The sequence below is a fragment of the Nocardia sp. NPDC050408 genome (genome assembly GCF_044458905.1).
Lineage (GTDB): Bacteria > Actinomycetota > Actinomycetes > Mycobacteriales > Mycobacteriaceae > Nocardia.
The window spans coordinates 497,744-522,534 of sequence record NZ_JBITIL010000003.1 but is presented as its reverse complement, the minus strand read 5'-3'; the positions used below and the strand labels follow the sequence as shown (position 1 = coordinate 522,534).

General features: G+C 65.7%; 22 protein-coding genes. 7 read left to right on the top strand and 15 right to left on the bottom strand.

Features of this window, described 5'->3' with window-relative positions; genetic code table 11:
• Positions 1–62: 62 nt before the first annotated feature.
• The 5 genes from ACIBJI_RS12155 to ACIBJI_RS12135 all read right to left on the bottom strand — a co-directional run bounded on the left by ACIBJI_RS12155 (position 63) and on the right by ACIBJI_RS12135 (position 4,178).
• The gene (locus ACIBJI_RS12155; protein ID WP_364339204.1) at positions 63–1,058 is read right to left on the bottom strand and encodes a sulfate ABC transporter ATP-binding protein; all 996 of its coding nucleotides are present in this window, start codon (positions 1,056–1,058) and stop codon (positions 63–65) included.
• On the bottom strand, positions 1,055–1,861 hold the full coding sequence (gene cysW, locus ACIBJI_RS12150; protein ID WP_364339202.1) for a sulfate ABC transporter permease subunit CysW: 807 nt from the start codon (positions 1,859–1,861) through the stop codon (positions 1,055–1,057). The genes ACIBJI_RS12155 and cysW overlap by 4 nt, the downstream gene beginning before the upstream one ends.
• Complete coding sequence (cysT, locus tag ACIBJI_RS12145; protein WP_364339776.1) at positions 1,858–2,658, bottom strand: sulfate ABC transporter permease subunit CysT; 801 nt, start codon at positions 2,656–2,658, stop codon at positions 1,858–1,860. The genes cysW and cysT overlap by 4 nt, the downstream gene beginning before the upstream one ends.
• Positions 2,659–2,866: 208 nt before the next feature.
• The gene (locus ACIBJI_RS12140; RefSeq protein ID WP_364339200.1) at positions 2,867–3,925 is read right to left on the bottom strand and encodes a sulfate ABC transporter substrate-binding protein; all 1,059 of its coding nucleotides are present in this window, start codon (positions 3,923–3,925) and stop codon (positions 2,867–2,869) included.
• Positions 3,926–4,088: 163 nt separating this feature from the next.
• Positions 4,089–4,178: an Ms4533A family Cys-rich leader peptide gene (locus ACIBJI_RS12135; protein ID WP_309546086.1), complete on the bottom strand. Its 90-nt coding sequence runs from the start codon at positions 4,176–4,178 to the stop codon at positions 4,089–4,091.
• A gap of 106 nt (positions 4,179–4,284) precedes the next feature.
• Here ACIBJI_RS12135 and ACIBJI_RS12130 point away from each other — a divergent pair, with 106 nt between their 5' ends.
• Positions 4,285–5,355: a M48 family metallopeptidase gene (locus tag ACIBJI_RS12130; RefSeq protein WP_396955807.1), complete on the top strand. Its 1,071-nt coding sequence runs from the start codon at positions 4,285–4,287 to the stop codon at positions 5,353–5,355.
• A 66-nt stretch (positions 5,356–5,421) separates the two neighbouring features.
• Here the strand turns inward: ACIBJI_RS12130 and ACIBJI_RS12125 are convergent, their stop codons facing one another.
• Positions 5,422–5,709 (bottom strand): hypothetical protein, encoded by a 288-nt coding sequence (locus tag ACIBJI_RS12125; RefSeq protein ID WP_396955806.1) that lies wholly within the window; start codon positions 5,707–5,709, stop codon positions 5,422–5,424.
• Positions 5,710–5,815: 106 nt separating this feature from the next.
• Here ACIBJI_RS12125 and ACIBJI_RS12120 point away from each other — a divergent pair, with 106 nt between their 5' ends.
• The gene (locus tag ACIBJI_RS12120) at positions 5,816–7,804 is read left to right on the top strand and encodes a glycoside hydrolase family 15 protein (RefSeq protein ID WP_364339192.1); all 1,989 of its coding nucleotides are present in this window, start codon (positions 5,816–5,818) and stop codon (positions 7,802–7,804) included.
• A gap of 23 nt (positions 7,805–7,827) precedes the next feature.
• Here the strand turns inward: ACIBJI_RS12120 and ACIBJI_RS12115 are convergent, their stop codons facing one another.
• Both ACIBJI_RS12115 and ACIBJI_RS12110 read right to left on the bottom strand, forming a co-directional pair.
• Positions 7,828–9,627: a hypothetical protein gene (locus ACIBJI_RS12115; RefSeq protein WP_397084026.1), complete on the bottom strand. Its 1,800-nt coding sequence runs from the start codon at positions 9,625–9,627 to the stop codon at positions 7,828–7,830.
• An 87-nt stretch (positions 9,628–9,714) separates the two neighbouring features.
• Positions 9,715–11,940 carry a hypothetical protein gene (locus tag ACIBJI_RS12110; protein WP_396955804.1) on the bottom strand — a complete coding sequence of 742 codons (2,226 nt, stop codon included), beginning with the start codon at positions 11,938–11,940 and terminating at the stop codon, positions 9,715–9,717.
• A 404-nt stretch (positions 11,941–12,344) separates the two neighbouring features.
• On the opposite strand from ACIBJI_RS12110, the gene ACIBJI_RS12105 reads away from it, so the two are divergent.
• The 3 genes from ACIBJI_RS12105 to ACIBJI_RS12095 all read left to right on the top strand — a co-directional run bounded on the left by ACIBJI_RS12105 (position 12,345) and on the right by ACIBJI_RS12095 (position 15,479).
• The gene (locus ACIBJI_RS12105) at positions 12,345–12,731 is read left to right on the top strand and encodes a hypothetical protein (RefSeq protein WP_364339186.1); all 387 of its coding nucleotides are present in this window, start codon (positions 12,345–12,347) and stop codon (positions 12,729–12,731) included.
• 67 nt (positions 12,732–12,798) lie between these two features.
• Complete coding sequence (locus ACIBJI_RS12100; RefSeq protein WP_396955803.1) at positions 12,799–13,497, top strand: response regulator transcription factor; 699 nt, start codon at positions 12,799–12,801, stop codon at positions 13,495–13,497.
• A gap of 407 nt (positions 13,498–13,904) precedes the next feature.
• A complete protein-coding gene (locus ACIBJI_RS12095; RefSeq protein WP_364339182.1) occupies positions 13,905–15,479 on the top strand; it encodes an ATP-binding protein in 1,575 nt (524 codons plus the stop codon).
• 3 nt (positions 15,480–15,482) lie between these two features.
• On the opposite strand, the gene ACIBJI_RS12090 is transcribed toward ACIBJI_RS12095, so the two are convergent.
• The 3 genes from ACIBJI_RS12090 to ACIBJI_RS12080 all read right to left on the bottom strand — a co-directional run bounded on the left by ACIBJI_RS12090 (position 15,483) and on the right by ACIBJI_RS12080 (position 18,800).
• Positions 15,483–16,091 (bottom strand): Uma2 family endonuclease, encoded by a 609-nt coding sequence (locus tag ACIBJI_RS12090; RefSeq protein ID WP_396955801.1) that lies wholly within the window; start codon positions 16,089–16,091, stop codon positions 15,483–15,485.
• A gap of 106 nt (positions 16,092–16,197) precedes the next feature.
• Positions 16,198–18,060 carry a translation elongation factor 4 gene (gene lepA / locus ACIBJI_RS12085; protein WP_396955800.1) on the bottom strand — a complete coding sequence of 621 codons (1,863 nt, stop codon included), beginning with the start codon at positions 18,058–18,060 and terminating at the stop codon, positions 16,198–16,200.
• Between the two features lie 86 nt (positions 18,061–18,146).
• Complete coding sequence (locus ACIBJI_RS12080) at positions 18,147–18,800, bottom strand: DUF6304 family protein (RefSeq protein ID WP_396955799.1); 654 nt, start codon at positions 18,798–18,800, stop codon at positions 18,147–18,149.
• Between the two features lie 66 nt (positions 18,801–18,866).
• Between ACIBJI_RS12080 and ACIBJI_RS12075 the strand changes: the two genes are divergently transcribed.
• The gene (locus ACIBJI_RS12075; protein WP_396955798.1) at positions 18,867–19,595 is read left to right on the top strand and encodes a hypothetical protein; all 729 of its coding nucleotides are present in this window, start codon (positions 18,867–18,869) and stop codon (positions 19,593–19,595) included.
• Between the two features lie 72 nt (positions 19,596–19,667).
• A complete protein-coding gene (locus ACIBJI_RS12070) occupies positions 19,668–20,246 on the top strand; it encodes a type II toxin-antitoxin system PemK/MazF family toxin (protein ID WP_396955797.1) in 579 nt (192 codons plus the stop codon).
• A gap of 33 nt (positions 20,247–20,279) precedes the next feature.
• Here ACIBJI_RS12070 and ACIBJI_RS12065 read toward each other — a convergent pair whose 3' ends face one another.
• The 4 genes from ACIBJI_RS12065 to ACIBJI_RS12050 form a co-directional block, all read right to left on the bottom strand.
• Complete coding sequence (locus ACIBJI_RS12065; protein ID WP_396955796.1) at positions 20,280–21,068, bottom strand: aquaporin; 789 nt, start codon at positions 21,066–21,068, stop codon at positions 20,280–20,282.
• A gap of 161 nt (positions 21,069–21,229) precedes the next feature.
• Positions 21,230–22,072 (bottom strand): transglutaminase domain-containing protein, encoded by an 843-nt coding sequence (locus ACIBJI_RS12060; protein ID WP_396955795.1) that lies wholly within the window; start codon positions 22,070–22,072, stop codon positions 21,230–21,232.
• Positions 22,069–23,043, bottom strand: coding sequence for an alpha-E domain-containing protein (locus tag ACIBJI_RS12055; RefSeq protein WP_396955794.1), 975 nt, complete (start codon positions 23,041–23,043; stop codon positions 22,069–22,071). Before ACIBJI_RS12055 ends, ACIBJI_RS12060 begins: the two co-directional genes overlap by 4 nt.
• A 7-nt stretch (positions 23,044–23,050) precedes the next feature.
• Positions 23,051–24,715, bottom strand: coding sequence for a circularly permuted type 2 ATP-grasp protein (locus tag ACIBJI_RS12050; RefSeq protein ID WP_397084246.1), 1,665 nt, complete (start codon positions 24,713–24,715; stop codon positions 23,051–23,053).
• Between the last annotated feature and the right edge of the window lie 76 nt (positions 24,716–24,791).

Sequence of the window (24,791 nt, the reverse complement as noted above, 5' to 3'; positions counted from 1 at the left end):
CGGCGCGCCCAGAGGCGGTAGCGGAGCGTAACCGCGGACGGCGCCGCGAATCGACAGTGCCCTTATCCCGCAGGCAGTTCCGGAATACGGGTGGCACGCGCGTACACGGTTTCCCCGTCGCTGAGCTGCAGCGCCTCGGCATCACCGCGGGTCACCTGAGCGGCGAACAGATCGCCGGTCGCCGCATTACGCAACTCGACGCGCACCTCGAAACCGAGGTGCACAACGCGTTCCACAGTGGCACGGGTGACGCCCGCCGATTCCGCAGTGCCCTCGTTCTTGGCCAGCGCCATGCTGGCATCGCGGCCGACGCGAATATCGTGCGGACGCACCAGATGTCCATTGAGCCGGGCCACCGCGCCCAGGAAGGACATGACGAATTCGTTGGCGGGCCGGTCGTAGACATCCTCCGGGCTGCCGACCTGTTCGATACGGCCCTTGTTCATCACCGCGATCCGATCGGCGACATCGAGTGCCTCCTCCTGGTCGTGAGTAACCAGCACGGTGGTCACGTGGACCTCCTCGTGCAGCCTGCGCAGCCAGGTGCGCAGATCGGCGCGCACCTTGGCATCGAGCGCGCCGAACGGCTCGTCCAGCAGCAGCACCTGCGGGTCGACCGCGAGCGCGCGAGCCAGTGCCATGCGCTGACGCTGACCGCCGGAAAGCTGGGCCGGGTAACGGTGCTGGAAGCCGTCGAGGCCGACGATGCCGAGCAATTCGTCGACGCGCTTGGCGATTTCGCCCTTGGGGCGCTTGCGGATCTTGAGGCCGAAGGCGACGTTATCGCGCACGGTCATATGTTTGAACGCGGCGTAATGCTGGAATACAAAGCCGATATCGCGCTTCTGCGGCGGCACGTGCGTGACATCGTTGCCCGCGATGGTGACGATGCCCCCGTCCAGCGACTCCAGGCCCGCGATCGAGCGCAGCAGGGTCGACTTGCCCGAACCCGACGGGCCGAGCAACGCGGTCAGCTCCCCCGACGGGATCTCGATGCTGACATCGTTCAGGGCGGCGAAGGAACCATAGTTCTTCTTCGCATTGGTCACGGTGATCACTTGGTGCCCCGCTTACGCTCGAGGAGGGTCATCAACAGGAGGACTACGAGGGCGAGGCCCATCAGCAGAGTCGCGGCGGAATAGGCGCCGAAGATGTTGTGGTCGTTGATGTATCGACCGTGTACGAGCAGAGTCAGCGTCTGCGATTTACCCGGCAGCGCCGAGGACACCATGATCACCGCGCCGAATTCACCGAGTGCACGCGCGACGGTCAACACGACACCGTAGGTCAGACCCCAGCGGATAGCGGGCAGGGTGATCCGCCAGAACGTCTGCCAGCGGGACGCGCCGAGGGTGGCCGCGGCCTGCTCCTGATCGTCGCCGATCTCGTGCAGCACCGGCTCGACCTCGCGCACCACGAACGGCAGCGTGACGAAGATCGTCGCGATCACCATGCCGGGCAGATTGAAGATCACCTTGAAACCGACGTCTTCGAGTCCGCCGAACCAGCCGTCCGCACCCCACAGCAGGATCAGCGCGACGCCCACCACGACCGGCGAGACGGCGAAGGGCAGATCCACAATGCCCTGCACCAGCGTGCGGCCCGGGAACTTGCCGCGCACCAGGGCGATCGCGGTGACTATGCCGAAGATGACATTCACCGGGACCACGATCACCACGATGAGGACCGACAGCTGGAATGCCGAGATCGCCGCGGGCGTGGAGATCGAGTCGATGAACGCGCCGATGCCCTTCTCGAAGGTGCGCCACAGAATGATGACCAGGGGTAGCACCAGCAGGACGAACAGGTAGCCGAGCGCAACCACGCGCAGCGAAATACGGGTCGGCCAGGACAGATTCATCGCGCCTCCTGCTCTTTGCGCGCCGTACGCTCGGCCCACAGCCGCAGTACCAGCAGGGTCGCGAACGAGATGACCAGCAGTGCGACCGAGACCGCAGCCGCATTCACCGGCCGGTCGATCTCGATCTGCTTCTGGATGTACTGCGAGGCCATTTCGGTCTTGCGTGGAATGGCGCCGCCGATCAGCACCACCGAACCGTATTCGCCGATGGCGCGGGCGAAGGCAAGGCCGCCGCCGCTGATGATGGCGGGGGCCAGGGTCGGCAAGACGACGCGGCGGAAGGTGGTCCAGCTGTCCGCACCGAGAGACAGCGCGGCCTGCTCGACCTCCCGGTCCGCCTCGATGAGCACCGGCTGCACCGAGCGGACCACGAACGGAAGCGTGACGAAGGCCAGTGCCACCACGAGGCCGGGCTGGGTGGCGTTGAGGTGGATATCAATCGGACTCTGCGGCCCGTAGAGCGACAGCAGCACGATGCTCGCGACGATCGTCGGTAGCGCGAACGGAAGGTCGATGAGCGCGTTGACGATGCTCTTGCCCGGGAACTCGTCGCGGACCAGCACCCAGGCGATCAGCGTGCCCATCACGACATTGATGATCGCCACCACCACGGAGACGAGCACCGTGATGCGCAGCGAGTCGATGGCCGCAGGTGCGGTGATCGCATCCCAGAACCCGGACCAGCCGTCATCGAATGAGGTGACGGTCAGCGCGGCCAGCGGTAGCAGCACGATGATGCTGAGCCAGAGCACCGCGGTGGCGATGCCGAGCGGACCCACCGAACCGGTTACCCGCAGCCACGACCAGTTCCGGCCTGCTGCCTTGGGTGTGGCGTCTTCGGAGCCGCCGGGAGCGGGCGCATGCCCGATCCCGGCGCTGCTGCTGTCAGTCACGATCGTCCAGTATCCTGCTTCGATTTGCGGTGTGCGCGGGGCCCTTCGTGGTTATGCGAGCTGCTTACTCCGGGCCCGTCGCACACACCGCAGGGTGTTTCGGATCACCGAATTACTTGGTGGCCTTGTCGTAGATGACCGCGACGGAGCCGGTGTTCGGGGTGAACAGGTCCTTGTCGACGGTCTTCCAGCCACCGAGATCGGCGATGGTCCACAGCTTCTGCGGAGTCGGGAAGTCCTTGGCGTAGTCGGCGGCCACCTTCGGGTCGACCGGGCGGAATCCCGCCGAGGCCCAAGCCTTTTGGCCCTCGGTGGTGAACAGGAAGTCGCGGAAGGCGTTCGCCGTGTCCAGATGCTTGCTGTTCTTCAGTACCGCGACCGGGTTCTCGATCTTGAAGGTGGTCGGCGGCACGATGTGCTCGATCGGATCGCCATTGCGCTCGGAGAAGATCGCCTCGTTCTCGTAGCTCAGCAGCACGTCACCGGTGCCCTGCAGGAAGGTCTCGGTGGCCTCACGGCCCGACTTCGGCTGCACCTGCACATGCTCCTTGGAGATGAGCTGGCTCAGGTAATCCAGACCCGCCTGCGGGTTCTTGCCGCCGTCGCTCTTGGCCGCGTACGGCGCGAGCAGATTCCACTTGGCCGAACCCGAGCTGAACGGGTTCGGGGTGACGACCTGGACGCCTGGCTTCAGCAGATCGTCCCAGTCCTTGATGCCCTTCGGATTGCCCTTGCGCACCACGATCGCGACGACCGAGCCGAACGGAATTCCCTTGGTAGCGTCGGCATTCCAGCTCGGGTCGACCAGACCGGCGTCGACCAGGCGGGTGATATCGGGCTCGACCGAGAAGTTGACGATATCGGCCTCGGCGCCGTCCTTGACCTTGCGGGACTGATCGCCCGACGCGCCGTAGGAGCCGTTGATCTGGACGCCCTTGCCCTTATCGGTCTTGTTGAACTCGGGGACGACCTTGTCGAAACCAGGCTTCGGGACGGCGTAGGCGTACAGGTTGAGGGTGCCGCCGCTACCGTCGGCGCCACCGCCGCCGACGGTGTCACTCGCTCCACCACCGCAGGCGGCGAGCACAACGGCGGCGACGGCCGTTAGTGCCGCGATCACCGGGCGACGGTGCGATCGGGACGATCCGAGGAGCAAGGACCTGGGTGACATGGGTGGAACCTTTCCTATGCGCTCCGCCACGACATGGACTAGTTGTCGCGGCGGTAGAACTGCGGCGCGACTTGTCGACCGAAGGTCGGGGTACGGACACTGCTGCGAAAAGTTTGCGCGCCAGTCTAGAGAAAGATGGGTGCGCAGCAGCGCCCGGAGCCGATCAGCGACAGAGAATGTCCGCGACCGCGAGGTTGCCGACAGCGATCAACGCCAGTTCATGGCGGACCTGCGGGACGGCACTCGAAGACACGGGCAGACTGTAGCAGAGGAAACGTCACCAGTTCGAATCAACGCTAGCTATCCGCTTGCAGGCGGCAAAAACCGACAAAGTTACTGGAAGAGGGGGGTTTCATCCCATGACTACCAGCCCGGACCGCGTACGCACCCGGTTCCCCGATATCAGCACTCGGGCATGGGAGCATCCCGCCGACCGCACCGCGTTGGTGACGCTGCGCTCGCTCGCCGGGTTCGACACCGTTTTACGAACCTTGTCCGGATTGCTGCAGGAACGCCAGCACCGGCTGCTGTACCTCGCGACCGCGGTCCGGGTGGACGAACGCCAGTTCCGTTCGCTGCACCAGTTGCGTCAGGACTGTGTGGAGGTACTGGACGCGCGCACCACACCCGAGATGTTCGTGCTGCAGAGCCCGCATGTGAACGCCTTCACGATCGGCATGGACCAGCCGTTCATCGTGCTGACGACCGGGCTGATCGATCTGATGGACACCGAGGAGCTGCGCTTCGTCGTCGGTCACGAAATCGGGCACGCGCTGTCCGGACATGCGGTGTACCGCACCATGCTCATGCATCTGCTGCGCATTTCGGCCAATCTGGGCTGGGTGCCGGTGGGTGGCTGGGCACTGCGCGCGATCGTTGCCGCACTGATGGAGTGGAGCCGCAAGTCCGAGTTGTCCGGCGATCGGGCCGGGCTGCTGTGTGGTCAGGATGTCGAGGCGTCGGTGCGGGTGCACATGAAGACCGCGGGCGGCACCTGGATCAAGGAGATGAACCACGGCGCGTTCCTGCAACAGGCCGATGACTACGAGCGCTCCGGCGATCTGCGCGACGGTGTGCTGAAGCTGCTCAATCTGGAACTGCAGAGTCATCCGTTCTCGGTGCTGCGGGCCGCGGAGCTGCGCCGCTGGATCCAATCCGGCGAATACAACCGCGTGCTCGGCGGCGATTACCCGCGCCGCGAACACGATAAGAACACCAGGATCAGCGATGAGATCAAGGAGGCCGCACGCATCTACCGGCAGAACTTCGACCAGTCGGAGGATCCGCTGATCCGCACCGTACGAAATCTCGGGCGTGATGTCGGATCGGCGGTGAGCACGGTCGGTCAGGAGGTCGGCGAAACCGTCTCCAAGATCGGCAAGCGGTTCAACGACTGGCGCACCGGTGCGGACCGGGACGCTAACGAGTAATAAGCCAGGCGATAACCACGAGCACGAGCAGGGCGATCAAGGCGAGCTGAACACGGGAACGCGGCATCAACGCGCCCCGCTCTGCGCGGTCTCGCGCACGGCAACCGGCGGCGCGATCGGCTCGGGCATGAGGACGGGCTCGGTGCCCACGACATCCTGCGCGGTGAGTGCCGTCGAGGCCGTGGGATTACGGCCGAGCAGTTGCAGCGAGATCCGCAGCAGTCGGTCCAGCAGGTAGGCGATGGCGAAGCTGACCGGAACCATGCCGACCAACACCACGACGAACTGCGGGATAAACGGCAATCCCGCGACCCACAGTTCGAAGCCGTCCCACCACCCTGCGATCTGATGCACGGCACCAGCCTAGCCGTGTTGAATTTGCCGCGCCGTCGGCACCGCGTGGTGGTCGGGTTTCGGCGCGCGCGGTGGACGATACGGGCAGACGGACCGAAGATAAGGTATGGCGTCTTCCGATGATCTGACCGTCGACGAACCTGCCGACCTGCCTGTGCTCAGTCAGTTGACCGAGGTGCGCCAGCACGCCACCTATCCGCCGATCGACGATTACGCATTCCTGTCCGACTGTGAGACCAGCTGTCTGATCGCCAGCAATGGCGGCGTCGAGTGGATGTGTGTGCCACGACCCGATTCGCCGAGCATCTTCGGCGCGATGCTCGATCGCAGCGCCGGACATTTCCGGATCGGCCCGTATGGGGTAAATGTGCCCGCATCGCGGCGGTATCTGCCCGGCGGCATGATCCTGGAAACCACCTGGCAGACCGAGACCGGCTGGCTGATCGTGCGGGACGCACTGGTGCTCGGCCCATGGCACAACAATGAGCAGCGCAGCAAGACCCATCGCCGCACGCCAATGGATTGGGATGCCGAGCACGTCCTGCTGCGCACGGTGAAGTGCGTGAACGGCACGGTCGAGCTGGAGATGAGCTGCGAACCCGCCTTCGACTACCACCGCGCCCCGGCCCGCTGGGAGTACACCGGCAAGGTGTACGAGGAGGCCACCGCGGTGCGCACCACCGATCCGAGTGCGGGCCCGACATTGGTGCTGACCACCGACCTGCGGCTCGGACTCGAGGGCCGCGAGGCCCGCGCCAGGACCAGGATGAAGGAGGGCGACGAGGTGTTCGTCGCGCTGACCTGGTCGGAGTTGCCCGCACCGCGCACCTTCGAAGAGGCGGCGCAGAAGATGTGGCAGACCACCGAATGCTGGCGGCAGTGGATCACCCTCGGCGATTTCCCGGATCATCCGTGGCGCAACTACTTGCAGCGCAGCGCACTGACGCTCAAGGGACTCACCTACGCGCCGACCGGTGCGCTGATGGCCGCGGCAACCACCTCACTGCCCGAAACCCCTGGCGGCCAACGCAATTGGGACTACCGCTATACCTGGGTGCGTGATTCCAGTTTCGCGCTGTGGGGTCTGTACACACTCGGTCTGGACCGCGAGGCCAACGACTTCTTCGCCTTCCTGAGGGACGCCACCACCGGTGACAACGGCGAACCCGTTCCGCTGCAGGTGCTCTACGGTATCGGCGGCGAACGCGACCTCACCGAGACCACCCTCGACAACCTGACCGGCTACGACGGCGCCAAACCCGTGCGCATCGGCAACGGAGCGTACAACCAGGACCAGCACGATATCTGGGGCACCATGCTCGATGCGGTGTACCTGCACGTGAAATCCCGCCAACACGTGCCGGAGTCGCTGTGGCCACTGTTGGAGCGCCAGGTCGAGGCAACCATCGCGCGCTGGCGGGAGCCCGACCGCGGCATCTGGGAGGTGCGTGGCGAGCCACAGCATTTCACCTCGTCGAAGGTGATGTGCTGGGTGGCACTGGACCGCGGCGCGAAGCTGGCCGAACTGCACGGCGAATACGAGCGGGCCACCGAGTGGTACACCATCGCCGACCAGATCAAGGCCGATATCCTCACCAACGGCGTGAATGCCGACGGTGTCTTCACCCAGACTTACGGTGGCGACACCCTGGACGCGTCACTGCTGCTGGTGGTGCTGAACCGCTTCCTGCCGCCCACCGACCATCGGGTGCGCGCCACCGTGCTCTCGATCGCCGACCGGCTCACCGAGAACGGTCTGGTGCTGCGCTACCGGACCGAGACCACCGATGACGGATTGACCGGCGCGGAGGGCACCTTCACGATCTGCTCGTTCTGGTTGGTCTCCGCACTGGTGGAAATCGGCGAAGTACAGCGGGCCCGACATCTGTGCGAGCGGCTGCTCGGCTATGCGAGTCCGTTGCGGCTCTACGCCGAGGAAATCGATTCGCGCAGTGGGCGTCATCTCGGCAACTTCCCGCAGGCATTCACCCATCTGGCGCTGATCAATGCGGTAACGCACGTGATCAGGGCCGAGCAGTCACACCACTCCGGCGGGTTCCAGCCAGCGCACACACCGGCGAGCATTCCGACCTGAGGCCGTGAAGCGTACGGTCTTGCCTACGCGGCCGCGCTGACCCCATCGACCTCGGCGCGCAGCCCCCGCAGCCTGGCGAGTTGCACATCGAGGTCGGCGATGCGCTCCTCGCGGTGGTCGCCGTATTTGCCGTAGGCCACCTCCGCGACCCGCAAACGTTCGTCGGCGGTGCGGAGTACGTCGGTGGCGATATCGGTGAAGTGATCGCGCAGGGAGCGTTGCATGGCGCGCAACCGGTTTCGCGATTCCTTGCCGACCTGGAAGATCACATCGTCCATCAGTCTGGCCACCGAAACCCTGGCCTCGGCCTGACGGCGCTGCTTGCGCGCCTTGCGGTCGTCCCACAGGGCGTTGGCGCCGAGCAGCAGGGCGGCGGCGGCCGAGTACCAGTTCACCAGTGGCATTTTCAGGAGGCTGGTGAGTACACCGACCATCAGCAGGCCACCGTAGGACCCGCGCATGACGGTCAGGAATTGGCCGAGCACACCGGCTTTCCCGCTGATCAGCGGATCCAGCGGCGCGACTTGGTCGAGCACTTCACCGGGATTTTCCAGGCGTAGGTCCGGTAGCGGCGGGGTGCGGTGATCGGCGGGGAATTTGGCCGCAACCTGTTCGGACAGCTCAACCGCCCGGTAGTGCGCCACCACGAAATTCTCTTCGACGGCCTCGCAGATGCGCGCGTCCAGATCCGCGCCGAAATCCTGCCAGCCGCGGGCCGGATCGGTCTGGGCGATCTCGGCCTCGGCATCGCGCACCAGACTGCGCAGCCGGTGCCGCAAATCGTGTTCGATATCGGCCATCAGCTCGGTGCTGCCGTCACCGAGGGTGACCTGCCAGTTGGCCGAACGCTGTCGCAGCTGATCGGCCCGGTCGCGGGCGGCGACCAGTTGTTCGGTGATTTCCACCCGGCGGCGCGGATCGCGCAGCGCCTCGGCCTCGGTCCGCAGGGTCACGGCCAAGTGGTCGGCGACCAACCGGATGTCGTTGGCCGCGGCTTCCAGCACCAGGCTGTCTGCCCGTGCCAGCACGTAGTCGCGCAGGTGGTCGACCAGTTGGGGCACGCCGGACTCCATATCGCGCTGATAATCGCCCGCCTGCAGATGCAGCAGCGCGGACACCGGTGCCACCGCGAAGCCGAGACCGGCCGCGTCCAATAGCTCGCGATTGCGTTGCTGGGTGTGCTGCCAATGCGGGTGCAGGTCGATCTTGTTCAGCGCGCAGATGACCGTCGGACAGAGCTGCTGGATGCGCTCGAGGTAACCGATCTGTTCCGCGCTGAATTCGATTCCGGCGTCACCGACGTAGAGCACCGCATCCGCGGCGGCGATCATCGACCAGGTGGTGTGGTCGTCGCCGTTGGAACCCGGTGCATCCATCAGGACGAGGCCCTCGGCCAGCAGGGGGCTCGGCTCGGTGAATTCGGCGCGGATCACCCCGTCGGCGGCCAGCGCAGGCCCGGGGTCCAGCGGATCGACAGCCTGACGTTCGATCTGGCCCGCGCCCAGCGATTTCACCAGCACGGCGCTCGGCTCCGGTCCGAACTCCACGATCACCGGCACACTCATCGCACTCTCGGTGGCGCTCACCCGCGCCCCGATCAGACCGTTGACCAGGGTGCTCATACCGTTCTTCGCGGCACCTACGACCACCAGGCGCAGCCGTGTGTCACCGACCCGGGCCCGGACCATACTCAGTCGGCCACCCAGGTCTTGCCGGCCCGCGGAGCGAGTCATCTCCTGCAGTTGATCGAGGATTCCGATGACCGGCGCCATCGCCTCCGGATGTTTCACCGTGGCGGCCTCCAGCCCGGCTGCGGCAGACAACCGCTCCTCCTAACTGTCGTGCGGATATCGCGTTCGACGATGACATGCGCCAGCGCGACGGGTGCGCGCGACCCCCAATGCGGCTTCCTAGATCAGGGTGATATCCAAGCCCGGCACGAGGTGGTGGCCGTCGTCGACACCCGGATCGGGCAGCAGCGGGGTGGACAGCCCGGCGGCCATGAGGCTCAGCGCCGCATGATCGGGCTCGTATACCGGGTGCGCGAAATCGGCCGGATCGCTGATTTCGGCGGCGATCGGGTGCGTCGGCGGCTTGATCGGGGTGACCGGGGCGGGCATCGTCGGCGCGGGCACGTGCGGCTGCTGAGTCGGGATCGGCGCCGGGGAGTTCGCGGTCGGGATATCGATATCCGGGGTCGGTGCGACCGTCGGTGCGGAGTGGGTGACCGTCGGCACCGAGACGGTCGGGACATCCACGGTCGGGTCGTCGACTTCCGGCTGGGTGGTGTGTGTATTCGGGATGGAGTTGCCGCCGTTGACGGTGCTCGGAGTGGTCCCGCCGTTGTGGCCGGTGCTGGTTCCACCACCGTTGCCGGTGCTCGGGAGCGTCACATCGTCGTCGTCCGGTGTCGGCGGCGTAGCGGTGTGGGTCGGTGCCTGCGTGGTGGGGGCCTGTGTGGTCGGCGCGTGGGTGGCGGTCGGGATCTTCGTCGTCCCGCTGATATCCGGATCCGGAACTGTGGTGTGGCCGGGCCTGGTGCTGCCCGTATCGGGCGCCTTGGTCGGATGCCCGGTGGTGTTGTCGGCGGGGATCGGCACCGTCTTGGTGACAGTGGTCGGGATGCTGGTCACCGGCGTGGTGGTCGAATGCGAATCATCGACCACGACCGGATGCTTCGCCGGAACCGGCCGCGGCTCGAATAGCGCGGGCACCGTCGCGGCGGGTGCGGTCAGCGGCGACGGCCCCTGCGGCGCGACAAGGACATTGGCGACCGGGGTGCTCGCCACATCCGGCTGAATCGTGGTCTGCAGCGGGGTGGCCGCGACCGGCGCTGCCACCGCCGCGGGCGCGACGACCGCGGGGGCCACCGCCGCGGGCGCGACGGCCGGTGCGATCGGGGCGGGCAGCGGCGCCGCGAACGGCTGCACAGGCTGCACCGCGACGGGCTGCACGGCCGAGTACGGGGATCCGCCCACAGGCTGGGCGCCGACCGGGTTGACCGTGCCATGCGTGCCGGAATTGTCGAGTCCGGAACGTCCGGTGGTGCCGGGGGTTTGGCCGAGCCAATCGGAGAACCTGTCGATATTGTCACCGACTCGGCCCGCGCCCACCTCGATCTTCAGCGCGCCGTCGACCTCGACCTTGGACTGCGTGGCCAGGTACATCCCGTTCGGGCCGACGCTGAAGTCGACTTCGAGCTCGGTATGCACGCTGAACGCGGCCTCTGCATTGATGAATACGCCGACGGCATCCGGATTACCGACACCGTGGAACATATCGGCGCCGTGGAAGGCGTCATTGCCGTGGTACGCGTCGTCACCGTGGAACAGCGCACCACTGCCCCCGGTCGCGCCGCTGTGGAACATGTTTCCGCCGTAGAACGGAACGTTGCTCGCGACCGCATCGCCGTCGTCGGCGCTTTCGGCATCGCTGCTCACCGACTCGCTGATCGCCGTGTTGTGGGCCGTCGCCGACGTCGGAACACGGGGCAGGGTAAAGGGATTCGAACCCGGAGCGAGGAAGCTGTTCGGGTCGGGGAGGTGGAAACCATGGTCGCCCTGACCGAGGTCGAATCCGGGCAGTTTGCCGAAGCCGCCGGGCACGTGTCCGGTACCGAGATCGAGCCCGGACTGCGGTGAATCGCTGTGCAGATCGAGTCCGGACCGTTCGCTTTCGGTTCCGAGACCGAGTCCGGGCTGATAACTGTTGCCGTACCCGGTGTTCTGCCACGGCTGTACTGAATGCTGCTGCGGCACAGGCCCGATGTACACGCCGGAATTGGGCACATTCGGGATGGTGAACGGCGCGTTGACGCTGACATCGCGCGGGGTGGGCGTCGACGAATGCACTGGCGCGGACGGTGTCGAATTCGGGTCCGGATCCGGGAAGGTGACCACCGGACTCGGCGCGCCAGCATCGGGGTCGCGGGTGTAGGCCGAAGTCCAACTGTCGAGCCGTTGCCCGCCGGGATGGACAGGTGCGGGACCGCCATTGGTGGCGACCAGCGCGCCGCCGGTGACGTACGCGCCCGCCCGCGCTACCCGCGCGACGCCGGTGGCAACGCGATAGGCGGTATCGCCCGCACGATCGTCAGCTTCGGTGGCATCGCTGTCGAAGGGCAGGTCACTCGTCATGCAAGCTCCACTCTCAGGTTTCCAGCATCCTCACCACGCCGGGCAGACCGAGTGAAGATCACCTAACGATATTCCGGAAAACCCAACTGTCACATTCTGCAGGTCCGCAGAGCATACGACTGTGACGAGCAACATAACCTTGCCATTGCGGAAACCAGAACGGAAGCCCTGTTTCTGCGGGCATCACGAACGGGGGCAGGTATCACCATCCGACCTGCTCGAGCGCTCCGGGCCCACGACCCGAACCGTGTCGACGAGACTAACTCGGCGGCGGCCAGGCGTACAGCCCGAAGTTCGATGCGCCGCAAGAGATCTCTAATGATTGCTCAAGAGATGGTGAAGTTCGGCTCTCTAGCGTCGGTCTCGCCGGGACAACCCGGTATCGACGCGAAGGAGATCGCATCATGACCGCACCTTTCGGACGCGGCCGAGCCCGTATTCTCACCATCGTCACCGGTACCGCATTCGCCGCCACCGCGGCCGCGCTGGTCGCGGGTACCGCCTCGGCCCGGCCGCCGCTGCCTGCGCCGGGCGGCCCGAGCGTGACGTGTGTGCTGGACGGTCCGGGCGATACACATGTCCTGATCCAGCGCAGGCCGGGTCAGGAACTCGCCGTTCCGGCCACACCGCTGCCGCCGGGTGCCGCGCTGCCCGACTGCCCGGATATCGATCCATCCGGACCGGTCATCGTCGGACCCGGTGGTCCGCAGGTGATGATCGAACCTGGCGGGCCCGGCGTCGTGCATGTCCATCCCGCGCATCCGGCTCATACCGGCAGCAGCGGCAGCTGACCGAGCAACGGTTCTATCGTGACCCCATGACGGAAGCGTCGGGCAGCGATTGGGCGAGGGGTGCCGGGTGACGGGTGGACAGCGCATCTTGGTCGTGGACGATGAGGTTCGAGTTCTCGCGTCGCTGCGGCGCGGACTCGAACTCTCGGACTTCGAAGTGGTCACCGCGGGGGACGGTGCCGAGGCGCTGTCGATGGTCCACAGCGCCGAACCGGACGCCATGGTGCTCGATGTGAATATGCCGAATCTCGATGGGGCCGGCGTGGTTACGGCATTGCGCGCGATGGGCAACGACATTCCGATCTGCGTGCTCAGTGCGCGAACCGCGGTCAGCGATCGCATCGCGGCTCTGGAGCGCGGTGCCGACGATTACCTGACCAAACCTTTCGACCTCGGTGAACTGGTTGCCCGGCTGCATGCGCTGTTGCGCCGTCGGCCCGCGACGATCCGGCCGCACGGCAACGATCAACGCCACGTCGGACAGGTGCGGGTCGATCGGGCCGGACATCGGGTCTTCGCGAGCGGACAGCAGGTGGAGCTGACCAAACGGGAATTCGAGGTGCTCGCACTGCTGGCCGAGAACATCGGCATCGTCCTCAGCCGCGAGCAGATCCTTTCCGCTGTCTGGGGTTACGACTTCACCACCGACACCAATGTGGTGGATGTGTTCGTCTCGTATCTGCGACGGAAGTTGGAGGCGCACGGTGCGGCGCGAGTGATCCACACCGTGCGCGGAGTGGGTTTTGTACTGCGGGAGGAAGCGTGAGCGAGGGTCGGAGCCAGCGCTGGGCATCGCGAAAACGGCGGTCGTGGTGAATGACTGCCGAGGGAAAGCGCGTCCTCGCGCACGGCGGAATCGACCGCTGATGAAGTGGGAGCCATGCGTGAGCTTCAGCTAGGTGAACCAACGTCGCAGTGCGCCCGCACGCACAGCGAAGCCCAACATCGACGAGCCGGAGCCATGAATGAGCCTCGGCAAGAGCACCCAACAACACCGTGCACCCTCGCACACAGCGAAGCCCAACATCGACGAGCCGGAGCCATGAATGAGCTCCGGCGAGAGCACCCAACGACACGGTGCGCCTTGGCGCACAGCGGAATCGAGCGGCAACGAAGTGGAGTTATGAACGAGTACGCATCCCCGTGTGGAGCCGGACGGTGAGGGCGACGACGGTGTCATTATCGTTGCGCGCCCGGGTCGCACTGGTATCGGGCGTCGTGGCCGCGCTGGTGGCGGTCACGCTCGGCATCGCCTACACCGCCCTGCTCGACGCCACCGGATCTCGACAGTTCGACGAGACCGTGTCGACGATGGGCGTCGCGGTCGTGCAACGGTTCGATGTGCCACCGCACGCGGGGATTCCGGCACTTCCGCCACTTCCGCCGCCGCCACTGCCGGGACCCGCGGTGTCCGGGCCGGTGCTCGTCGGTCCCGACGGCGTCCGCACCACCGTGGCGGGTGCGCCCGGATTGGTGGTGCGGCTCGATCCCGATCGCGCACTGGTTGATTCGGCCATCCGCCGCAGCCAGCTGATCGGCGTCGGGATCGGCATCGCCGGCGTGCTGCTCGCCGCAGTGCTCGGCTGGTTCCTGGCCGGTTACGCCGCGCGGCCACTGCGCAGACTGGCCGCCGCGACGCACGGCATCGATACCCTCGAACAGCTCCCGCCGCTGAGCGGCCGCGGAGCCCGTGAGGCGGAGGAACTTTCCGACGCGATCACCCGCATGCTCGCACGACTGGAGGCGGCACACGGTGCCACCAACCGCGCACTCGCCAGTGCCAGGGACTTCGCCGCGGTCTGCGCTCATGAGTTGCGCACACCGCTCACCGCGATGCGCACCGACCTGGAAGTCCTGGCCACCAAGAAATTACCCGCCGACCAGCAGCGCGCGGTACTCGCCGATGTCCTGCTCGCCGAACGCCAGATCGAGAACACCCTGACCGATCTGGAACAACTCGCCGTCGGCGAACTCACCGAATCCGACGCCTTCGAACCCTTCGAACTCTGCGAAACCCTGGACCGCGCAGTGCAAGACGCCCGCCGCCGACACCCCGAAGTCCGCATCGATCTCACCGAATGCACCCCGACAACGCTGACCGGCCTACCAGGCGGACTGATGCTGATCGTCACCAATGCGGTCGCCAACGCCGTCCAGCACGGTCACGCGCGCACCATCACGATCGCCGCCCGTCGCTGCAATCCGAGCACCACCGCGACGAACCCAACCGATCCGCGCGTGGCTGGTCCAGGCCCCGCTGGCGTGAGCACCGCCGCTGCGAACACCCCGAATCCGAGCGTGGCCGTCGCAACCCCTACCGATTCAAGCTCTGACTGTCCGAGCACCGCAGGTACAACCCCTGCCGAAGCGAACCCGGCTGATCCGAGCATGGCCGGTCCAACCCCCACCGAGCCGAACACCGCCGGTACAAGCCCGGCTGAGGTGAACGCCGCGGATCCGAACGCCTATGTGCCCCCGGCCAATTCGAATGCACTCCACCACAACGTCGCCGACGCAACCTTGGGAGTCGAGATCATCATCGACGACGACGGCACCGGCATCCCCGAAACCCTGCGCCGCACCGCCTTCGACCGCTTCGTCAAAGGTCCCGGCTCGCCCGGCTCCGGCCTCGGCCTGGCCCTGGTCCGCCAGCAAGCCGAACTCCACTCCGGCACAGCAGAACTCGGCCCCAGCCCGTTAGGCGGCGTTCGCTTGCACGTGCGGATCGCGCTCCCGCGACCAAGCTGAAGCTCAGTCGCCCATGTCTTTGAGCGACTCGGTATCGAGCGTGATGCCCACCGGCTCTGGGAGGCTCACCGCCCGCCCGAATGCATAGCTGTGCACGTCCTGGTAGCCATCCTCATCAGGCTGGCTGTGCACGACTACCTTGCCGGTCTGGCGATCGATGAGCAGATAGATCGGGATCCCAGCTCGCGCATAGGCGATCGGCTTGTCGACTCGATCGCGCCGGTTGGTGTCCGGATCATGAGACGTGACTTCCACCGTCATCACCACGGCATCAGGTGAGGCCCACTCACCCGCGCCGGCGAAGGCATCCGGTGGCGCCAGAATGCCGTCGGGACGAGCTCGCCCCTTGCCGTACGACCCAACTGCCAAACCCTGCCCGATGACATGCAGAAACAGCCCCGGATTCAACGGCATCAGCAGCAAGAGCAGCCAGTTGAGTATCCGGCCATGGTCGCCATCGGGCACTCGTTTGACGACCAGTCGTCCGCCGATGAGTTCAACCTGCACGCCTGCGGTCTCACGCTCGACGGCCCGAGCGATCGACTCGAACTCGGTCGTGAGGATGGGCCCCTCTTCCGACACACGAGTCGGGTCTTCGTGCACCGCAGTCACAGCCCGCCGCCTCGGTTTCTGCCCACCTGACAACGGATCCTGCCTCATAGTCCCTCCCTATGAGACAGGATCCCGCATTTTGCCGACCGCCGCCGGAGTGGCGAACCTACTTCTGGCCCTTCGGCTTATCGGAGGCGGCATCAGAGGAGAGGGCGGCTACGAAGGCTTCCTGAGGGACATCGACGCGGCCGATGGTCTTCATGCGCTTCTTGCCCTCCTTCTGCTTCTCGAGCAGTTTGCGCTTGCGGCTGATGTCACCGCCGTAGCACTTGGCGAGCACGTCCTTGCGGATAGCGCGGATATTCTCGCGGGCAATGATTTTCGAGCCGATGGCGGCCTGGATGGGCACCTCGAACTGTTGGCGCGGGATGAGTTCGCGCAGTTTGGTGGTCATCTTGTTGCCATAGGCCTGGGCAGCGTCGCGGTGCACGATCGCGCTGAACGCGTCCACCGCCTCGCCCTGCAGCAGAATGTCCACCTTGACCAGATGCGACTCCTGCACGCCGGACTCCTCGTAGTCGAGGCTGGCATAGCCGCGGGTGCGCGACTTCAGCGAGTCGAAGAAGTCGAAGATGATCTCCGCCATCGGCATGGTGTAGCGCAGCTCGACCCGGGTCTCGGACAGATAGTCCATGCCGCCGAGTTCGCCGCGGCGACCCTGGCACAGCTCCATGATCGAACCGATGAATTCGCTCGGCGAGATGACGGTGCACTTGACCACCGGCTCGTACACATGGCGCACCTTGCCCTCCGGCCAGTAGGACGGATTGGTGACAACGTGCTCGCTGCCGTCCTCCATCTCCACCTTGTAGACCACGTTGGGCGCGGTGGAGATCAGGTCCAGATCGAATTCGCGCTGCAGACGCTCGCGGGTGATCTCCATATGCAGCAGGCCGAGGAAGCCACAGCGGAACCCGAAACCGAGCGCCACCGAGGTCTCCGGCTCATAGGTCAGCGCGGCGTCGTTGAGCTGGAGCTTGTCGAGCGCATCGCGCAGGTCCGGGTAGTCCGAACCGTCGACCGGGTACAGCCCGGAGTACACCATCGGGCGCGGCTCGCGATAGCCGGTGAGCGGTTCGGTGGCACCGCCACGCGCGGAGGTCACGGTATCGCCGACCTTCGACTGGCGCACATCCTTCACGCCGGTGATCAGATAACCGACCTCGCCCACGCCGAGACCCTGGGTGGGCTTGGGCTCCGGCGAGACGATGCCGACCTCGAGCAACTCGTGAGTCGCACCGGTGGACATCATCTTGATCTTCTCGCGCGGAACGATCTTGCCGTCCACCACACGGACATAGGTGACCACGCCGCGGTAGGTGTCGTAGACCGAGTCGAAGATCATGGCGCGCGCGGGTGCGTCCGGATCGCCGACGGGCGGGGGCACCTGCTTGATGACCTCGTTCAGCAACTCGACCACGCCCACGCCGGTCTTACCGGAGACCCGCAGCACATCATCGGGTTCGCAGCCGACGATATGCGCGATCTCGGCGGCGTAGCGGTCCGGATCGGCGGCGGGCAGGTCGATCTTGTTCAGCACCGGGATGATCGTCAGATCCTTGTCCAGCGCCAGGTACAGATTCGCCAGCGTCTGCGCCTCGATGCCCTGCGCCGCGTCGACCAGTAGCACCGCACCCTCGCACGCCTCGAGCGCACGCGACACTTCGTAGGTGAAGTCGACGTGGCCGGGCGTATCGATCAGATGCAGTACGTAGTCGGTGCCGTCGACCTGCCAGGGCAGCCGCACATTCTGCGCCTTGATGGTGATGCCGCGCTCGCGCTCGATGTCCATCCGGTCCAGGTACTGGGCGCGCATCGCCCGCTCCTCGACCACACCGGTGAGCTGCAGCATGCGGTCGGCCAGCGTCGACTTGCCGTGGTCGATGTGCGCGATGATGCAGAAGTTCCGGATCCGGGCGGGATCGGTGAACGTCGTGTCGGCGAAGCTGGCGGGCACTCCACTCCTCATGGGTATCGGCAAACTGCTATCCATCGTCCCATGCGCGAGGTAGCGGCACTGTCAGCGGTTCACTGTTCAGGGCTCCGTACCACTTTTCAGCCGCGATAGCCGGTGCCGGGGATGCGGTGCGCGTAGTCGGTGCACAGGTAGGTCTCGGGTACCTGCTCGGTCACTGGTACCTCGAAATAGTCGTCCTTGGTGCGGACCGCGAGGTACTGGTCCTTGGCATCGCGATGACACCACATGCCGGTGAGGCCGTGGCCGTACGGCGAGTAATCGGAGAACAGGCATGTTATGCAGGACAGCAGGCGGATGTCGTCCGGGAACTGCTGTCCGAGTCGGAACAACGCGTCCTCGAAGTATCTATCGGTGCCCTGGTAGGTCAGTCCGTCGATGTCGATGGCGAGTTCGAGTGACTCCCCCGCCCCGCCGGGGGGCAGGATCAGCCGGAAGTGGATCACGCCGGGTTGCCGCTGGTCGTGCACCTGCACCGAGCAGGGCAGTTCGCCGGAGAAGACGCAGCCCGAGATGGCGTCCCACTCGTCGACAGGCAGTCCGGCCCGAAGCGCGGCGCTCTTGTCATAGGGACCGAGCGCGTCGAAGTCCGGACCCGCCACCGGGACGCCACGGATCACCGTGCGGATATCGAACCGGTTCGGACCCCAGTGCCGCGATGGCCCGATCCGCCACATGATGCGATCGGTACCGTGATCGTCGGTGTAGGTTCCCGGAAAAACCTGCGGTTGCACAGCTGGATCCTTACTCCCGCGACGAATTGCCCGACTCTAACCGAGAATTCGACGTATTTTCGGCGGGTGGAGAAAATGGTCTTCGTCCTGCGCCGATCCGATGCCGAGGCAACCGAGTCGTGGTGTGAATCGCTGCGCACCACCGTGGCCGCGCAACTGGTCGACCTGGGGGTTGCGGGTGTCACTGTCTATGTACGTGATGCGGCGGTCCAGGCCGCATTGATGCGGATGGTCACGCTGGATCCGCCGATCGCCGCGGCGGTCACGGTCTGGGTCGAGCAGAGCTATGGTCCCGAGGCCACGGCCGCGGCGGCGATTCTCGCCGAATTCGCCACCGCGGCACACGGCTATCTGGTGACCGAGTCGGTGCCGATGCGGCTCGACGATTCGGTCGCGACCCGCACCGAGGGCTTCGGCAACCTCGCCTTTCTGCGCAAGCCCGCCGAACTCATGCGGGCGGAATGGCTGAGTGACTGGCAGGGACGGCATACCGCGGTGGCCATCGAGACGCAGTCGACGTTCGGCTATTCCCAGAACGTCGTGGTACGGGCGATCACACCGGACGCGCCCGCCATCGATGCCATTGTCGAGGAACAGTTTCCGGCGGCGGCGCTCACCGATCCATTGGTCTGGTACGGCGCGCGCGACGCGGCCGAGTTCCAGGACCGGGTGCGGCGCATGCTCGACTCGGTCACCCGGATCGGCGCCGATCGCGACCTCGATACCGTCTCCGCCAGCAGATATCCGGTGCTGCAACCGTTTTCGACACGGACATATCAGCGTACCGACGCATAATGCGCGAACTCTCGCTACCCGGCGGTAGGCAGCGCTGATGAGAACACGAGATCGCGCCGTTACCATCCAAGGATGGCCCGAACTTGGAACACGATCGGCAAGCAGCTAGGCCTCATCGCGAAGCAGCAGGGTCCCAAGATCGTCAAGCAGCAGGGACCGAAGCTGGTCGACAAGCTGCAGCGCTCATCGCTGCTCGAGCGCGCGGTCGGGTCGCTGGCGACGCGTAAGGCGCCCCCGGTCGTGATCCGGCCGACCGCTTCGACCCCGGTGCCGACCGCCGAGCGGGCCAGGCAGGTCGTCTACTGCCCACAGCTGGACGGTCGCGCCGATCCGGGCGAGATCGTGTGGACCTGGGTGCCCTTCGAGGAGGACCCGGCTAACGGCAAGGACCGCCCGGTGCTCGTCGTCGGCCGCGACCGCAGGACCCTGCTCGGGCTGATGCTGTCGTCGAATCCGGAACGCGCCCACGATCGCGACTGGGTCGGAATCGGCAGTGGCAGTTGGGATCACGAGGGCAGGTCGAGCTGGGTCCGCCTCGATCGAGTACTCGATGTCCCGGAGGACGGCATCCGTCGCGAAGGCGCGATCCTGGCCCGCAAGACCTTCGACCTGGTCGCCCACCGCCTGTGCGCCGAATACAGCTGGCACTGACCGTGAATCGCGCCCCGAAGTTACGAGAGGCGGTCAGGCGATCATTTCCCGGGAGCGGCCGAACAGCAGACCGTAGATCAGTGCGCCGAGTACGCCGCCGATGAGCGGGAACACCACGAACACCCAGACCTGCGGTCCCGCGCCGTCCTGGTAGAAGGCGACGGCGAGGCTGCGGGCCGGATTCACCGAGGTGTTGTCCACCGGGATGGAGATCAGGTGGATGACCGTCAGGGTGACACCGATCGACAGACCGGCCAGCGGAATATCGGAGATCTGGTCGGTGGAGGCCAGCACCACGAATACCAGCAGCGCGGTCAGCATGACCTCGATGATGATCGTCGCGGACAGGCCGTATCCGTTCTCGATCACCACCTGTCCGAGCGGACCGCGCACCGCGGACGGACTGTGCTTACCCCAGCCGTTCGCACCGAGCCCGTTGACCGCGCGGTCGTAGGAGGGCAGATTCTTGGCGATTGCGAACAGCACGAGTCCGGCCAGGAATCCACCGATCAGCTGCGCGATCACATAGCCGACCGCGGAGATCACCGAAAGCCTGCCGAGCAGCAACTGCCCGACGGTCACGGCCGGATTCACATGGCAGCCGGAGATCGGCCCGATCGCGTAGACCAGGAACAGCAGGGAAAGACCGAAGGCCAGTGCCACGCCGAGCCCACCGACGCGCTCACCGGCCAGCACCGCGGTACCTACACCGCTCATGACCAGCACGAATGTGCCGAGCGCCTCGGCGGCCCACTTCTTGGCCTCCGGCGTCGGCTCCAGTTCGGTGACTTCCTCGACGACTTCCTGAGCAGTGGGAGACATACGCGCCACCTTCCGAGAGGATCTTCCCCGTATGCACGGGGTTGTGCCTTGGACCTGCTACGAAAATCACGGCTGATGTGAAACTGGACGTTACGCGAGACGGGTGAGCACTACAACGCTAACCCTTCGAGCAATCCGCAAGGGATCGCCACGGTGCTGGGCTAGGCGAGCCGGGTGATCTCTACGACGACCTCCAGATCGGTCGAACCGCCGCCGGAGAAGATGCCCTTGAGCGGCGGCACATCGGCGTAGTCGCGGCCGACACCGACGGAAATGTGCTGTTCGTTGATGGCGATATTGTTGGTCGGGTCGTAGCCCCACCACGCGCCGGTCCACGCCTCGATCCAGGCGTGCGACTGCCCCGCGACCGTCGTATTGATCTCGGCGGCCGGATTGGGGTGCAGATATCCGGAGACGTAGCGGCTCGGAATCCCCATGCTGCGCAATAGCACCAGGGTCAGGTGCGCGTAATCCTGGCATACGCCTTGACGTTCGGCGAAAGCCTGCACGGCCGATGTGTGCACCGATGTGGTACCCGCTATGTAATTCATTTCGTCGTGCACCCATTCAGCCACTCGTACAACGGCTTTCGCGGGCGGAACGCCACGCGCGAGCTGTTTCGCGATCGCGGCCAGCTTCTTGTCCTGCGGCACATAGGCGGTGGGCGAAAGCATTTCGTCGTAACGGTCACCGATGTGTTCGGAAAGCAATTCCTCCCAGGACAACTCCTCGACCGGACCGGCGAACGGTTCGGTCTCCACCACGGATGATCCGGTGACCTCCAATTCGGTATGCGGGGCGTGCAGATCGAAGGAAGTGACCGCGGTACCCCAGTAGTCGGTATACCGATAGGACCGGGTGGCGGGCACCGTCTCGACCCGATTCAGGATGACGTTCTGCCTGCTGTCCGCGCGCGGAGTGAGCCGAGCCTCGTTGAACGATCGGGTGACCGGGGCGTCATAAACATAACCGGTGGTGTGCACCACCCTGATCCGCCAGCTCACAGCTCTCCCTCCACCTGCGCATGGTTATCCTGACTGCTGCGCAGATCGGTCCAGGCCACCCATGGCGCGGCGTGGAAGTACTGCAGTGCGATCGCCTCGCTGACCTCGCGACAGGTCTTCTGAAGCGAAAGCAGGCGATTCTGCAGATCCTCCAGAAGCGCACCGGGCGGCAGGAATTCGAGTTCGCTGCGGGCCCGGCCGAGTAACCGCTGCGCCTCGTGGCGCGCACCGACCCGGCTGCTCGGGCGCTGATCGAGTTCGGTGAGGCAGGCCTCGGCCACCCGCACCGAATGGAAGACCGAACGCGGGAAAAGCCGGTCGAGCAGAATGAATTCGGCGACCAAATTGGCATCGAGCGCGCCGCGATGGGTGCGCAGATAGGTGTCGTGCGCACCGGCCGAGCGCAATACGGTCACCCACGCCGGTGACGAGGTGCGATCACCCGCGCGCGAAAGCAACAGGCGCACGGTCATATCCACGCGTTCGATGGCGCGACCGAGCAGCAGGAAGCGGTAACCATCGTCGCGGCTGAGGGTGGAGTCGGAGAGTCCGGCGAACATCGCCGCGCGCCCCTTGATGTAGTGGAAGAACTCGTGCGGGCCGAGACTGCGCGCGGCCTTCTCGGTGGCCGTGAGCCCGATATAGGTGGCGTTCAGGCACTCCCACATCTCGCTGGAGGTGACTTCGCGTGCGCCCCTGGCATTTTCGCGGGCATTGGCGATCGAGTCGACAATGGAATTGCCGTGGGCATGGCTGAAAGCGACCAGGTCGGTGACCGACCAGACATCGAGTTCGACCTCGGGCGGTTCGATACCCAACACCCGCAACAGAACTCGCGAGGTTCGGTCCGGATCCACCGTGGCGTCCTCGAGCAACTGATGCACCGCGACGTCGAGGATGCGGGCGGTGTCGTCGGCCCGTTCGACGTACCGTCCGATCCAGTACAGGGATTCGGCGTTGCGAGCCAGCATCAGCGCATCACCCCGCCTTCTCGTTGGTCTTGCCCGGGGACGGACTGCTGCCGGATTCGGCAAGGTGCTGGATTTTTCCGGGCACACCGACCTGTTGTCGGTCGGACCCGGGACCACCGAACTGGTGCTGACTCTGCCGCATCGGTCCCAGCCGCTGCTCCTGCTGTTGTTGCTGCTGTTGCCGACTCGACTGCGTCGGGGTCGATTCCCGGCCGAGCTCACGCTGATCGGATTGCGGCGGATCGCTCACTAGCTCCTCGCCCGCGAGCTCACGGTCGGCGGGCGAGGCGCGCCCGGCCAGCACCCAGGTGTCTTTACTGCCGCCGCCTTGACTGGAGTTGACGACCAGCGACCCCTCCGGCAGCGCCACTCGCGTCAAACCGCCCGGCAGCACCCAGATGTCGTCACCATCGTTGACCGCGAATGGCCGCAGGTCGACATGGCGTGGGACAAGTTCGTTGCCGATCTTGGTCGGCACGGTGGACAGCTGCACCACCGGCTGGGCGATCCAGCCCCGCGGATCCGACTTGATCTTGCGCCGGATCGTGTCCAATTCTCGTGGCGTGGCCACCGGGCCGATGACGATGCCGTATCCACCGGACCCCTCGACCGGTTTGATCACGAGTTCGGCGATGCGGTCGAGCACCTCTTCGCGTTCGTCGTCGAGCCAGCAGCGGTAGGTATCGACGTTGGGCAGTACCGGTTTTTCGGCGAGGTAGTACTCGATGATCGTCGGCACATACGCGTAGGTCAGTTTGTCATCGCCGACGCCGTTGCCGATCGCGCTGGAAATGACCACATTGCCCGCCCGCGCGGCGTTCACCAGTCCGGCAACGCCGAGCACCGAATCGGGCCGGAAGTGCATGGGGTCGAGGAAGATGTCATCGATGCGGCGGTAGATGACGTCGACCTGACGCTCCCCCGCCGTGGTGCGCATGTAGACGACATTGTCGCGGCAGAACAGGTCGCGCCCCTCGACCAGTTCCACCCCCATCTGCCTGGCCAGCAGCGAATGTTCGAAGTAGGCCGAGTTGTAGACGCCGGGCGTGAGCACGACGACCGTCGGATCGGCCTCGTTCGGCGCGGCCGCTGCGCGCAGGGCGGCCAATAGATGGGTCGGATAGTCGCCGACCGCGCGCACCCGGTGCGAGGAGAACAGATCCGGGAAGACCCGCGCCATGGTGCGCCGGTTCTCCATGACATAGGACACCCCGGACGGTGCGCGCAGATTGTCCTCGAGCACTCGGAAATCGCCGCGCTCGTCACGGATCAGATCGATGCCGGCCACATGGATGCGCACTCCGTTCGGCGGCACCAGTCCGGCGGCCTCGCGGTGGAAGTGCTGGCATGAGGTGACCAGCCGCTTCGGGATGACCTCGTCGCGCAGGATGTTCTGCTCGCCGTAGATATCGGCGAGGAACAGCTCCAGCGCCGTGACCCGCTGCTTGATCCCGCGCTCCAGCTTGGCCCACTCGGCGGCCGCGATCACCCGAGGCACCAGATCGAGTGGGAAGGGACGCTCCTGTCCGGATAGCGAGAAGGTGATGCCCTGATCGATGAAGGCGCGGTCGAGTGCGTCCGAACGGGCAGCGAGATCGGCCACGTCGATGGGCGCGAGCGCCGAGAAGATTCCCTTATACGGCTGACGCACCCGACCCTGGCTGTCGAACATTTCGTCGAAGGCGTCCGCGTACCGGCCGGGTTGGTAGCCCTCGAATAGTCCGGATGTGGTTGCTCTACCGTTGCCG

Bases quoted from the DNA above. Each gene is read 5' to 3' on its own strand.
- ACIBJI_RS12050 (WP_397084246.1), bottom strand. From the start codon at position 24,715: ATGTTCGACAGCCAGGGTCGGGTGCGTCAGCCGTATAAGGGAATCTTC.
- ACIBJI_RS12105 (WP_364339186.1), top strand. From the start codon at position 12,345: ATGACCGCACCTTTCGGACGCGGCCGAGCCCGTATTCTCACCATCGTC.
- ACIBJI_RS12110 (WP_396955804.1), bottom strand. From the start codon at position 11,940: ATGACGAGTGACCTGCCCTTCGACAGCGATGCCACCGAAGCTGACGAT.
- ACIBJI_RS12070 (WP_396955797.1), top strand. From the start codon at position 19,668: ATGGCCCGAACTTGGAACACGATCGGCAAGCAGCTAGGCCTCATCGCG.
- ACIBJI_RS12130 (WP_396955807.1), top strand. From the start codon at position 4,285: ATGACTACCAGCCCGGACCGCGTACGCACCCGGTTCCCCGATATCAGC.
- ACIBJI_RS12120 (WP_364339192.1), top strand. From the start codon at position 5,816: ATGGCGTCTTCCGATGATCTGACCGTCGACGAACCTGCCGACCTGCCT.
- ACIBJI_RS12140 (WP_364339200.1), bottom strand. From the start codon at position 3,925: ATGTCACCCAGGTCCTTGCTCCTCGGATCGTCCCGATCGCACCGTCGC.
- ACIBJI_RS12065 (WP_396955796.1), bottom strand. From the start codon at position 21,068: ATGTCTCCCACTGCTCAGGAAGTCGTCGAGGAAGTCACCGAACTGGAG.
- ACIBJI_RS12055 (WP_396955794.1), bottom strand. From the start codon at position 23,043: ATGCTGGCTCGCAACGCCGAATCCCTGTACTGGATCGGACGGTACGTC.
- cysW (WP_364339202.1), bottom strand. From the start codon at position 1,861: ATGAATCTGTCCTGGCCGACCCGTATTTCGCTGCGCGTGGTTGCGCTC.
- lepA (WP_396955800.1), bottom strand. From the start codon at position 18,060: ATGAGGAGTGGAGTGCCCGCCAGCTTCGCCGACACGACGTTCACCGAT.